Origin of the sequence: Cellulosimicrobium sp. 22598 (assembly GCF_052044445.1) — a bacterium.
GTDB lineage: Bacteria > Actinomycetota > Actinomycetes > Actinomycetales > Cellulomonadaceae > Cellulosimicrobium > Cellulosimicrobium cellulans_G.
Genome location: NZ_JBQEMZ010000001.1, coordinates 1 through 12412, shown reverse-complemented (window position 1 = coordinate 12412; position 12412 = coordinate 1). Strand labels below are relative to the sequence as shown.

Genomic DNA, 12412 nt, shown 5'->3' with positions numbered 1-12412 from the left:
CCGGGCACGTCCCGTGACGGACCTCTCAGCCCGTCGGCTTGCGGCGATCGATACCCCCGGGGGTATTGTCGAGCCATGATCCCCTCGACTCCCGGCTCGACGAACCACCCGTCCGACACCGACGGCCCGCGCCGCATCGTCGTCGTCGGGGGCGTCGCGGGCGGCATGAGCGCCGCCGCGCGCGCCCGTCGCCTCGACGAGCACGCGTCGATCGTGGTGCTCGAGCAGTCCGACCACGTCTCGTTCGCGGGCTGCGGCCTCCCGTACCAGGTGGCGGGCGAGATCGCCGAGCGCGACGCCCTCCTGCTGCACACGCCCGTCTCGCTCCGCGCGAGCCTCGACCTCGACGTGCGGACGCGTCACCGCGTCACCGCGGTCGACCGCGCGGCGCGCACGGTCACCGTCGCCGCCGAGGGCGGGACGTACGAGCTCGACTACGACGCGCTCCTCCTCGCGCCGGGCGCGACCACCGTGCTCCCGCCGGTCGACGGTCTCGACCACCCGGCCGTGCACACGCTGCGGACGATCGGAGACCTCGACGCGCTCGCCGAGCGGCTCACGGGCCTCGAGGCCGAGGTCGCCGCGGGGCGCACGGCCCCGGTGCGGGCCGTCGTCGTGGGCGCGGGGTTCATCGGCCTGGAGGCCGTGGAGGCGCTCGTCGCCCGCGGGCTCGCGGTCGACGTCGTCGAGCGCGCCGACCAGGTGCTGCCGCCGCTCGAGCCGGACCTCGCCCCGCTGCTCGCGGACGAGCTGCGCGACCACGGCGTCGGGCTGCACCTCGGCACCTCCGCGACGGCCGTCGTGCCGCAGCCGACCGGCGCGACCCACGCCGTCGCGATCGAGCTCGCGGACGGCACGACGCTCGACGCGGACGTCGTGCTCGTGAGCGTCGGCGTCCGGCCCGCGAGCGACCTCGCCGCGGCCGCCGGTCTGGCGCTCGGCGAGCGCGGCGCGATCCGCGTCGACGCCGACCAGCGCACGTCCGACCCGCACGTGTGGGCCGTGGGCGACGCGGTCGAGGTCGTGCACGCCGTGACCGGCGCGACGGGCCCGGTCCCGCTCGCCGGACCGGCCAACCGCCAGGGCCGACGCGCCGCGGACTCGATGCTCGGCCACCGCACCACACCACAGGCGCCCGTGCTCGGCACCGCGATCGTGCGGGTGTTCGGCCTCACCGCCGCGGTCACCGGGCCGAGCCACGCGACGCTGACGTCCGCCGGCGTCGCGCACGAGCAGGTCCGCGTCCACGCGGCCCACCACGCGGGCTGGTTCCCCGGGGCGGAGCCCGTGCACCTGACGGCGAGCTTCGCGCCCGACGGCCGCCTGCTCGGCGCCCAGGCCCTGGGCCGTGCCGGGGTGGACAAGCGCATCGACGTCCTCGCGACGGCGCTGCGCGCCGGGCTCGCCGCCGACGACCTCGCCGAGCTCGAGCTCGCGTACGCGCCGCCGTTCGGCGCGGCCAAGGACGTCGTGAACATGCTCGGCTTCGTCGCGCAGAACGTGCTCGACGGCACCATGCCGCAGTGGCACGCGTCCGACCTCAACGAGGTCGTCGCGACGTCGCTCGTGCTCGACGTCCGGTCACGCGCCGAGCACGCCGGCGGACACCTCGACGGAGCCCTCAACGTGCCGCACACCGAGCTGCGCGAGCGGCTCGACGAGGTGCGCGCCGCCGCGGCCGGGCGGCCCGTCGCCGTGCACTGCGCGAGCGGCGTGCGCTCCTACCTCGCCACCCGCGTCCTGCTCGCCGCCGGGCTCGACGCGCGCAACCTCTCCGGCGGCTGGCTCACCCTGACCACCACGCCGCGCGCCGCGCGCCCCCTCGAAGGAGTCCCCGCATGATCGACCGCCTCCGCCGCCTCTTCTCCCGCGCGACCGACGACGGCGCCCTGCGGCCGACCGTCGACGCCACCACGGCGGTGCAGCTCGTCCGGGACGGCGCGACGCTCCTGGACGTGCGCGAGCGCGACGAGTGGCGCGCCGGGCACGCACCCCAGGCCGTGCACGTGCCGCTCGCCGACCTCCCGTCCGCCGCGCCCCGTCGCCTCACGGACGGCGCGACCGTCGTCGTCGTGTGCGCGTCCGGGATGCGCTCGCGCACCGCGGCCCGGCAGCTCCGCTCGCTCGGCTACACCGCGACGAGCCTGTCCGGCGGGCTCGGCGCGTGGCAGGCCGCGGGCGGAGCCGTGCGACGCTGAACCTGCACCACCCGACCGCCCCGCCTCGAGCGAACCCCCGAACCCCCGAACCCCCGAACCGAGGAGAACACCATGTGCAGTCCCGCCCTGTGCCGCACCTGCGGCAAGACCACCTGGACCGGCTGCGGCATGCACGCCGACGAGGTCATGGCCGAGGTGCCGCCCGAGCAGCGCTGCACCTGCGCCTGACGGCGGCCCTGCCCGGAGCCCGGCAGACCGGGCACCGCGGCAGGCGGCTGCCGAACCTCCCCAGACGAACCACCCCGACGAACGCAGGAGAACGACCGTGGAGCTCGACCGCACCGACATGGACAAGGTCGTCAACCGGCTCAAGCGCGCCCAGGGCCAGCTCGCCGCCGTCGTGCGCATGATCGACGAGGGACGGGAGTGCGAGGACGTCGTCACGCAGCTCTCGGCCGTGTCGCGCGCGCTCGACCGCGCGGGCTTCGCGATCATCGCGTCCGGCATGCGCCAGTGCCTCACCGAGCCGGCCGAGGACGGCGAGGACCCGACGCTCGACGTCGCGAAGCTCGAGAAGCTGTTCCTCTCGCTCGCCTGAGGGCCCGGGCGGATCACCACCCGGGCGCCGGCCCTCGTCGTCCTCGCAAACCGGCCCGCGCCGGTCCACCCGAGGGTGGCCGGCGCGGGCCGAGCCATGTCAGGCGCCGGCCGGCCGCCCCGCGGGGGCCGCGGCGGCGTCCACCGCGTCGTCCTGCGCCTCGGCGCCGACCGGCGCCGCGAACTGGCTCTCGTACAGTCGCGCGTACGCACCGCCCGCCGCGAGCAGCTCGTCGTGCGAGCCCTGCTCGACGATCGAGCCGTGCTCCATGACGAGGATGGTGTCGGCGTCGCGGATCGTCGACAGACGGTGCGCGATGACGAACGACGTGCGGCCCTCGCGCAGCGCGTTCATCGCCTGCTGCACGAGCACCTCCGTGCGCGTGTCGACCGAGCTCGTCGCCTCGTCGAGGACGAGGATCGCCGGGTCGGCGAGGAAGGCGCGCGCGATCGTGAGGAGCTGCTTCTCCCCCGCGCTCACGCTCGACCCCTCGTCGTCGATCACCGTCGCGTAGCCGTCGGGCAGCGTGCGCACGAACGGGTCGACGTGCGTCGCGCGCGTCGCCGCGAGGAACTCCTCGTCGCTCACCTCGCGCCCGTCGCGCACGCCGTACCGCAGGTTCTCCTCGATCGTGCCCTGGAACAGCCACGTGTCCTGGAGCACCATCCCGATGTCGGAGCGCAGGTCGTCGCGCGTCATGTCGCGCGTGTCCACGCCGTCGAGCGTGATCCGGCCCGAGTCCACGTCGTAGAACCGCATGAGCAGGTTGACGAGCGTGGTCTTGCCGGCGCCGGTCGGCCCGACGATCGCGATCGTCTGGCCCGGCTCCACGACGAGGTCGAGGTGCTCGATGAGCGGGGTGTCCGGGCTGTAGGAGAACGACACGTCGTCGAACGCGACGCGACCGCGCACCGGGTCGACCGTCTGCGCCGGCGACGGGTCCGGCGTCTGCTCCTCGGCGTCGAGCAGGTCGTAGACCCGCTCGGCCGACGCGACGCCCGACTGGAGCAGGTTCATCATCGACGCGATCTGCGTGATGGGCTGCGTGAACTGGCGCGAGTACTGGATGAACGCCTGCACGTCGCCGAGCGTCATGGTGCCCGACGCGACGCGCAGACCGCCGACCACGGCGACGATCACGTAGTTGAGGTTCGCGATGAAGCCCATCGCCGGCTGGATGGTGCCGGAGATGAACTGCGCCTTGAAGCTCGCGTCGTACAGGTCGCCGTTCTCGCGCTCGAAGTCGTCGATCGCGGCCTGCTGGTGGCCGTAGACCTTGACCAGCGTGTGCCCGGTGTACATCTCCTCGATGTGGGCGTTGAGGCGCCCCGTGGCAGCCCACTGCTGGATGAACTGCGGCTGCGAGCGCTTGGCGATCTGGGCCGTGACGATCACGGACAGCGGCACCGTCACGAGCGCGACGACCGCGAGCAGCGGCGAGATCCAGAACATCACGCCGAGCACGCCGACCACGGTGAGGACCGACGTCACGAGCTGCGAGAGCGTCTGCGTGAGCGTCTGGGAGATGTTGTCGATGTCGTTCGTGACGCGCGAGAGGATCTCGCCGCGCGCGTTGCGGTCGAAGTACGACAGCGGGAGGCGCCCGAGCTTGGCCTGCACCTCCCCGCGCAGCCGGTAGACGGTGCGCTGCACGACGATCGCCGTGATGCGCCCCTGCAGCCAGCCGAACAGGAACGAGCCGACGTAGACCGCGAGCACCCACGCGAGCACGGTCGCGAGCGCCGTGAAGTCGATGCCCTCGCCCGGGACGAGCCCGGGGACGCCCGAGACGAGGTCCGCGATCTGGTCCTGCCCCTGGGCGCGCAGCGCGTCGACGGCCTGCGCCTGCGTCACGCCCGCGGGGAGCTGGGACCCGACGACGCCCGCGAAGATGATGTTCGTCGCGTTCCCGAGGAGCTTGGGGCCGGCGACCGCGAGCGCCACCGAGACGACGCCGAGGACCACGACGGCGACGATCGGCACGCGCTCGGGCCGCAGCGACGCCGCGAACCGGCGCAGCGAGCCCTTGAAGTCGAGCGCCTTCTCTCCGGGCACGCCCATGCCGCCCATGGGGCCGTGCCCACCGCCGCCGCGGGGACGCCCGGCGAGCCGGGTCCGGGCGACGTCGCCGCCCTTAGCGGGAGCGTCGGAACCGGGCGCGGGGGTGTCCCTGCCCGACGGCGCGGGCGTGCGCGAGGCGTCCTGCTCGCCGCTCATGCTGCCTCCTCGATCGAGAGCTGGGAGTAGACGATCTCCTGGTACGTCTCGTTGGACTCGAGGAGCTCGGCGTGCGTGCCGCGGCCGACGATGCGGCCGTGGTCGAGCACGAGGATCTGGTCGGCGCCGCGGATCGTCGCGACGCGCTGCGCGACGACGATCACCGTGGACCGGCGGGTGCGGGGCGCGAGGGCCGCGCGCAGGCGCGCGTCGGTCGCGTAGTCGAGCGCGGAGAACGAGTCGTCGAACAGGTAGACCGCGGGGTCGCGCACGATCGCGCGGGCGATCGCCAGCCGCTGACGCTGTCCGCCCGAGAAGTTCGTCCCGCCCTGTGCGACGGGCGCCTCGAGCCCGCCGTCCAGCGCCTCGACGAACTCGCGGGCCTGGGCGACGTCGAGCGCCTCCCACATCTGCTCCTCCGTCGCGTCGGGGCGGCCGTACCGGAGGTTGTCCGCGACGGTGCCGGAGAACAGGTACGCCTTCTGCGGCACGAGGCCGAGGAGCGACCCGAGGTCCGCGCCCGTGAGGTCGCGCACGTCGGTCCCGTCGATGCGCACCGACCCGCCCGTGACGTCGAACAGCCGCGGCACGAGGTTGAGCAGCGTCGTCTTTCCGGCGCCGGTCGAGCCGATGATCGCGGTCGTCTGCCCGGGCTCGGCCACGAACGAGACGTCGTGCAGCACCGGGTCCTCCGCTCCCGGGTAGCGGAACTCGACGCCGTCGAGCTCGACGCGCCCGGTCCGCGACGTGAGCGCCACGGGCCGCTCCGGCTCGACGACCGTGGCCGTCGTGCGCAGGACGTCGGTGATGCGCTCGGCGGAGACCGCGGCGCGCGGCACCATCATGAACATCATCGTCGACATCATCACGGCCATGAGGATGTACATGAGGTAGGACAGGAACGCGGTGAGCGCACCGACCTCCATGTCGCCCGCGTCGATCTGGCGCCCGCCGAACCACAGCACCGCGATGCTCGACGCGTTCATGACGAGCATGACGGTCGGGAACATGAGCGCCATGAGCTTGCCCGCCTTGAGCGAGACGTCGAACAGCGCGTCGTTCGCGACGTCGAACCGCTCGGCCTCGTGCCGCTCGCGCACGAACGCGCGGATCACGCGGATGCCCGTGATCTGCTCGCGCAGGACGGCGTTGATGCCGTCGATCTTCTTCTGCATCTGCCGGAAGTACGGGACCATCCGCCAGATGATGAGCCCCACGCTCACGCCGAGCACCGGCACGATGACGAGGAGCAGGCCGGAGAGCTCGACGTTCTCCTGCAGGGCCATGACCACACCGCCGACGAGCATGATCGGCGCCATGACCATGATCGTCAGGGACAGCAGCACGAGCATCTGCACCTGCTGCACGTCGTTCGTCGTGCGCGTGATGAGGGACGGCGCGCCGAACTGGCCCATCTCCTGGGCGGAGAAGCGCTGCACGTTGGTGAACAGGCCGGCGCGCACGTCGCGGCCGAACGACATCGCGACCCGAGCACCGAAGTACACGGCCCCGACCGCGCACACGACCTGCCCGAGGCTCACGAGGAGCATCAGGCCGCCGGTGCGCATGATGTAGGCGGTGTCGCCCTGCGTGACGCCCTGGTCGATGATGTCGGCGTTGAGGCTCGGGAGGTACAGCGACGCGAGCGTCGCCACGAGCTGGAGCCCGAGGAGGATGAGGATGGGTGTCAGGTAGGGACGCAACCGCGTCTTCAAGAGGCTGACGAGCATGGGTTTCCTGTCCGGGTGGGGGCTACGGGACGGAGGGTCGGGCCGGTGGACGCTCCCGGGCGCACCGGGGGGCTCGAACCGTGCGGCGGGCCGGGCGAGGGCCGCCGCAGGGCGCAGGCGGCGCGCCCCTCAGGGCGAGGGGTCGGTGGTGACGTCCGCTCCGATGCCGCCCAGGATCAGGTCGGCGAGCTGCACGGCGTCGAGCCTGTCACCGCCGGACAGGTGCGGCAAGGCGTTTCCGAAGACGAGGGAGAAGACGGCGCGCGCCGCGAGCCCCGGGTCCACGCGCAGCTCCGCGCGGTGGGCGACGAGCGTGCGCTCGATCGCCCCGACGATCTCGCGCGCGGAGCGTTCGCGCGCGTCGAACCCCGCCCGTCGCGCGTCCGGGCCGTGCCCGGCATGCATCCGCCGCACGGTGTCGGCCCGGTCCTGCCGCTCGGTCCGCGGGTCGCCGGCCCCGGCCCCGTGCGCGCCGCCACGGTGGGGGTCGAGCACCTGGTGGGCCGCGGCGAAGATCCGCATCCCGACGCGCTGCGCCTCGAGCAGGAACTCGACGATGCTCACCACGAGCGGGCGCAGACCGTCGTCGTCGGGGAGCCCGGTGATCGCGGCGACCGCGGGCGCCGGGTCGAGCGAGCGTACGACGGCGGCGTGCAGGATCTCGTCCTTGTCGGCGAACGCGCGGAACAGCGTCCCCTCGGCCACCCCAGCGGCGTCCGCGATCTGCCGGGTCGTGACGGCGGCGCCGTGCTGGACGAGGAGCGGGATCGTCGCGGCCGCGATCGCGTCGCGCCGCTCCTCGCGCGAGAGCGGGCGGGCGCGCGTGCGCTCGGGAGCGGACGCGTCGGGCGACGTGCCGGGCGGCGCGTCCGACGGGGAAGGGAGCGGTGTCACGAGGGCGACGCTAACTGAGTGAGCACTCACTCGCAATGTCGTCCGCTCACGGCGGAACTCTGTACCGCCGACGACACGCCTGCTGCGACGTGCGAGAGCCCCGCACCGGGAAGGTGCGGGGCTCTGCGGTACGGACCCAGCGTCCGTCGGGGGTCACCCGCAGGGTGCCGACGACGCGGGCGTCAGCGTCGCGGTGCCGTCGGCGTCGGCGTCGGCGTCGGCGTCACCGTGCGACGTCGACCCCGGAGGTCAGCGGTGCGGCGGGAACGACGGCGGCTGCTCGCCGGACGGCGGCTCGTCCGCCCCGGGCGCGTCCTCCACGGGCGGCGGCGGGGGTGGCGCGTACTGCGCGGGGCCCCCGAGCGGGCGCGGCGTCGCGGCACCCGGCTCCGGCGGGCCCGCGCGGTGCTCGCCGGCGCCGCCCGGGTGCTGGCCGCGCTCGGTCTGCGGGTCGAACGGGAGACCGGAGCGCGTGCCCGCGCTCGTGGCGTCCGCGGTGGCCGCCTCGGCCTGACGACGCGCCTCGGCCAGCGCCTCCGACGGGTCGGTGAGGGACGGCACGCCGAACTTCACACGGTCGCGCTCGCGCTCGCGGCGCGCCTCGGCGCTCGCCTCGGCCGCCTCCGCGTCCTCGGCGGGCGTCGCGCTCGGCACTCCCCCGCCGTCGATCCCGGGCACGCCGCCGAAGCCCTTGGCGATGGACCCGAGCGCGGCCGTGAACTCCGTCGGCACGACCCACAGCTTGCTGGCGCTGCCGTTCGCGATCTGCGGGAGCATCTGGAGGTACTGGTACGCGAGCAGCTTGGGGTCGGCGTCGCCCTCGTGGATGGCGTCGAACACCTGGAGGATCGCGCGCGCCTCGCCCTCGGCCGTGAGGATCTTCGACTGCGCGTCACCCTCGGCCCGGAGGATCGCCGCCTGCTTCTCGCCCTCGGCCGTGAGGATCTGCGACTGCTTGACACCCTCCGCGGTGAGGATCGCCGCACGACGGTCACGCTCGGCGCGCATCTGCTGCTCCATCGAGCCCTGCACGCTCGGCGGCGGGTCGATCGACTTGAGCTCGACGCGGTTGACGCGGATGCCCCAACGCCCGGTGGCCTCGTCGAGCACGCCGCGGAGCTGGCCGTTGATCTGGTCGCGGCTCGTGAGCGTCTGCTCGAGGTCCATCGAACCGATGACGTTGCGCAGGGTCGTCACGGTGAGCTGCTCGATCGCCGTGATGTAGTTCGCGATCTCGTAGACCGCCGACTTGGGCTCCGTGACCTGGAAGTAGATCACCGTGTCGATGCTGACCACGAGGTTGTCCGAGGTGATCACGGGCTGCGGCGGGAACGAGACGACCTGCTCGCGCAGGTCGACCGAGGCGCGCACGCGGTCGATGAACGGCACCAGCAGGTGCAGGCCCGGCTCGAGCGTGCGCGAGTACCGGCCCAGGCGCTCGACGATGATCGCGACCGCCTGCGGCACGATGCGCACCGCCTTGACGAGCGCGACGACCACGAAGATCAGGATCAGCGCGAGGACGACGTACGCGAGGATCGTTCCGGGACTGGGGTCGTTCATCGACTACCTCCTGGTCGGCGGCGCGACCGGTCGCCCGGCGGCGCGGTGCGGGTCGTGCCGGTCGGTCACGACCCGGTCGGGTGCTGGGCGGGCAGCGGCGCGACGACGGCCGTCGCGCCGTCGATCCGGACGACGCGCACCTCCGTCCCCACCGGGATCTGAGGGGCGTCAGGCTCGGTCCGCGCGGTCCAGACCTCGCCGACGAGCTTCACGCGGCCGCCGAACTCGCTCACGCGGTCGACGGCGAGCGCAGTGCGGCCGACGTGGGCGGCGACGTTCGTCTCCGTGAGCGGGACCCGCGAGCGCAGGTGGCGCAGGAGCCACGGCCGCAGGGTGAGCAGCAGGACGGCGCTCACGACCGCGAACGCCACGATCTGCAGCCACAACGGCCCGCCGGCAGCGTTGACGCCGGCCGCGGCGAGCGAGCCGCCGGCCAGCATGATGAGCACCAGGTCGAGCGAGATGATCTCCACGAGAGCGAGGAGAAGCGCCGCTCCGACCCACCACAGCCAGTCCATCTCGACCCCCGTTCCCACGTGCGCGCTTTACGTGTACTTTACCGAACTTCCGCCCGCCGTGCACGCGTCCCCGCGCAGGTGCGCGACGCGTGCGTCACACCCGTGCGGCGCGCGCCATCCAGCGCCCACCCCCGTGCGCGACAAGGAGCGGCAGGCCGAACGCGTCGCTGAGGTTCTCGGCCGTGAGGACCTCCTCGACCGGGCCGGCCGTGTGCACGACACCGTCCTTGAGCAGCAGCAGGTGCGTGAACCCGGGCGGGATCTCCTCGACGTGGTGCGTGACGAGCACGAGCACGGGAGACGCCGGGTCGCCCGCGAGCTCGGACAGCGCGCCGACCAGCTCCTCGCGCCCGCCGAGGTCGAGCCCGGCGGCCGGCTCGTCGAGGAGCAGGAGCTCGGGGTCGGTCATGAGCGACCGCGCGATCTGGGTGCGCTTGCGCTCGCCCTCCGAGAGGGTGCCGAACAGGCGGTCCGCCAGGTGGTCGACGCCGAACGCCGCGAGCAGGTCGCTCGCGCGCTCCGCGTCGAACTCCTCGTACTCCTCGCGCCAGCGGCCGGTGACGCCGTACGCGGCCGTCAGGACGACGTCACGCACCGTCTCGTCGCCCGGGATCCGCTCGGCCAGCGCCGCGGAGGCGAGGCCGATGCGCGGGCGCAGCTCGAAGACGTCGACGCGGCCGAGCCGCTCGCCGAGGATGTCCGCCGTGCCCGCGGTGGGGTGCATGCGCGCGGACGCGATCTGCAGCAGGGTCGTCTTGCCGGCGCCGTTGCGGCCCAGCACGACCCACCGCTCGCCCTCGTTCACCTGCCAGTCCACCGCGTCGAGGATGGTCTTGGTGTCACGGCGGACCGTGACGCCCTTCAGGTCGAGAACCGCGCTCATGGTCACCGACCCTATAGGTTGGCCGACGTGGTCTCACACTCGTCCGAGGGCCCGCACGACACGACCGGCCCGGGTTCCGGTCCCGGCTCCGCGTCCAGCGCGGGCGCCCTCCCTCGCAGCGCGCTCCTCGCGCTCTGGCTGCGCGCGGCGCGCCTGGGCGACGACGACGGGCTGGCCCGCCTGCTCCGCGCCGTGCAGCGCGACGACGAGCCGCACGTCGTGTCCGGGGCGCTGGGCGACCTCCGCCTGGAGGACCTGGCCGGGGCGTGGGCCGGCGACGCGCGCGAGGTCGTCGCGCTGGCTCCGGTCCCCGGCGACGTCGGCGGCGTGCCGCCGGAGGCCGCCGCGCGCGCGACCGACGCCGGAGAGTGCGTCGTGGTCACCACGTCGTCCGGCTCGTGGGCGCTCGTCCCGGAGGTCACCGAGTTCGGCAGCGACCTCGAGCCGGGCCACCTCGTGACGTGGCACGTGACGTCGGTGGGACCGTGGAGCACGCACGCCCTCGGCGCGCTCGGCTCGCTCGCGGAGGCCGAGCGCGACCTGCGCACCGCGCTGCTCCTCGCGACCCGCGCCCTCGACGAGCTCGACGTCGCGCGCTGGCGCGACGACGCCGCCGGCGCCCTCGCGGACCTGCGCGCGGGCGGCGTCCCCGCCTGGCAGCTCCCCGCGTCCGTCCCGCCGCGCGCCGTCCAGGTGCTCACCCAGGCCGCCCGACTTCGCGCCATCGTCGACCTGGCCACCGCCGACGACGGCGGGTCCGTCAACCTCTGGCAGGCCGACCAGCGCTCCACCGCCCTGCGCGAAGTCGACCGCGCCTCCCGCCACGCTCTCGGCGCCGCCACCCTCTGGATCGCCGCCTCCTGACGCTCCGCGAGATCGACCCCCCGTGCGTCGTGAGATCGACCCCCAGAGGGTCGATCTCGAACGTTGGGGTCGATCTCACGAGGGTGCGGCGCCCGGGCACGCAGGCCCAGGGTGCGTTGATCGATGTGGTGCTGCGGGGCTGAAAGTCGTTGCGGTCCATCCCGATAGAGTTGAGGGCGTGCGCGAGGAGCATCTGTTCGGTATCCACCTCTACCCGGCGACGGTGAGAACGGACGTCGTTTCCGGGGCTCGCGAGATCGGCAGTGTCCACGACGGGGAGTTTCTGGTCATGGAGGACAGCGACGGGACGACATCGGTGTGCGATGTCGCGACAGGCGAGTGTTCCCCGCTCAACCGCGACCGAAGGGCCACCGAGGGCTTCCTGGAGGCCTTCGCGGAGTATCTCGGCTCCGGGCCGCCTGCCCCGACACCGGTGACGATGACGGCCGAACAGGCCGCGGAGCGTCTTCGCGCATTCCAGGAGGGGCAGGTTCCTCCTCGCGTCCTCCCAGCACGCAACGGCCTCTCTCACCGCACACGGCTGAGGAAGCTCCGAAAGCGGCTGCACGCGATCGATCGCACCGCGACCGGGCCGGACTCATGGTGGAGCGGCCCCATCGAAGAGGCGGAGAACGACCTGCTCTGAGGTGCGTCACGGTGAGATGGTGCGTCGCCAGGTCGAGGTGGCGGCGAGGACGATCGCGGCGCGGCGGTTGCGGGCGGGCCCGTCGGTTCGCATCGCATGCCGGGCCACCGCTTGAGCTCGTTGACGTAGCGCTCGACGACGTTCCGGTCGCGGTAGCGGACCTGCTGCTGGCGCCGACGTCGATCGGCCGTCCGGGCCTCTGCGGTGGGGCCGCGGGTGGGTGGCCGCGTCAGTCGGGCAGGTTGTCGGTGACGAGGCGGGAGCGGGCCTCGTAGACGCGCAGCGGGTCGGCGGTGCTGGTGGTGGTCGCGGTGCCGGTGACGTCGGTCCAGGTGGTGGT

General features: G+C 73.6%; 11 protein-coding genes. 5 read left to right on the top strand and 6 right to left on the bottom strand.

Annotated elements, in window-relative coordinates:
• The first annotated feature begins 75 nt into the window (after positions 1-75).
• The 3 genes from ACTJIY_RS00055 (at position 76) to ACTJIY_RS00045 (ending at position 2757) form a co-directional block, all read left to right on the top strand.
• Positions 76-1842, top strand: coding sequence for an FAD-dependent oxidoreductase (locus ACTJIY_RS00055; protein ID WP_440673196.1), 1767 nt, complete (start codon positions 76-78; stop codon positions 1840-1842).
• On the top strand, positions 1839-2198 hold the full coding sequence (locus tag ACTJIY_RS00050) for a rhodanese-like domain-containing protein (RefSeq protein ID WP_440673197.1): 360 nt from the start codon (positions 1839-1841) through the stop codon (positions 2196-2198). The genes ACTJIY_RS00055 and ACTJIY_RS00050 overlap by 4 nt, the downstream gene beginning before the upstream one ends.
• 286 nt (positions 2199-2484) lie before the next feature.
• A complete protein-coding gene (locus tag ACTJIY_RS00045) occupies positions 2485-2757 on the top strand; it encodes a metal-sensitive transcriptional regulator (protein ID WP_253049936.1) in 273 nt (90 codons plus the stop codon).
• 99 nt (positions 2758-2856) lie between these two features.
• Here the strand turns inward: ACTJIY_RS00045 and ACTJIY_RS00040 are convergent, their stop codons facing one another.
• The 6 genes from ACTJIY_RS00040 to ACTJIY_RS00015 form a co-directional block, all read right to left on the bottom strand.
• A complete protein-coding gene (locus ACTJIY_RS00040) occupies positions 2857-4974 on the bottom strand; it encodes an ABC transporter ATP-binding protein (RefSeq protein ID WP_440673198.1) in 2118 nt (705 codons plus the stop codon).
• Positions 4971-6704, bottom strand: coding sequence for an ABC transporter ATP-binding protein (locus tag ACTJIY_RS00035; RefSeq protein ID WP_253049940.1), 1734 nt, complete (start codon positions 6702-6704; stop codon positions 4971-4973). Before ACTJIY_RS00035 ends, ACTJIY_RS00040 begins: the two co-directional genes overlap by 4 nt.
• Before the next feature lie 129 nt (positions 6705-6833).
• Positions 6834-7598 (bottom strand): TetR/AcrR family transcriptional regulator, encoded by a 765-nt coding sequence (locus ACTJIY_RS00030; protein WP_440673199.1) that lies wholly within the window; start codon positions 7596-7598, stop codon positions 6834-6836.
• A gap of 249 nt (positions 7599-7847) precedes the next feature.
• The gene (locus ACTJIY_RS00025) at positions 7848-9161 is read right to left on the bottom strand and encodes an SPFH domain-containing protein (RefSeq protein ID WP_253049944.1); all 1314 of its coding nucleotides are present in this window, start codon (positions 9159-9161) and stop codon (positions 7848-7850) included.
• Positions 9162-9226: 65 nt separating this feature from the next.
• Positions 9227-9697 carry an NfeD family protein gene (locus tag ACTJIY_RS00020; protein ID WP_308202250.1) on the bottom strand — a complete coding sequence of 157 codons (471 nt, stop codon included), beginning with the start codon at positions 9695-9697 and terminating at the stop codon, positions 9227-9229.
• A 76-nt stretch (positions 9698-9773) separates the two neighbouring features.
• Positions 9774-10562: an ABC transporter ATP-binding protein gene (locus tag ACTJIY_RS00015; protein WP_253049946.1), complete on the bottom strand. Its 789-nt coding sequence runs from the start codon at positions 10560-10562 to the stop codon at positions 9774-9776.
• A 27-nt stretch (positions 10563-10589) separates the two neighbouring features.
• Here ACTJIY_RS00015 and ACTJIY_RS00010 point away from each other — a divergent pair, with 27 nt between their 5' ends.
• Positions 10590-11426 carry a hypothetical protein gene (locus ACTJIY_RS00010; protein ID WP_440673200.1) on the top strand — a complete coding sequence of 279 codons (837 nt, stop codon included), beginning with the start codon at positions 10590-10592 and terminating at the stop codon, positions 11424-11426.
• Positions 11427-11604: 178 nt separating this feature from the next.
• On the top strand, positions 11605-12072 hold the full coding sequence (locus ACTJIY_RS00005; RefSeq protein ID WP_253049950.1) for a hypothetical protein: 468 nt from the start codon (positions 11605-11607) through the stop codon (positions 12070-12072).
• The last annotated feature ends 340 nt before the right edge of the window (positions 12073-12412 follow it).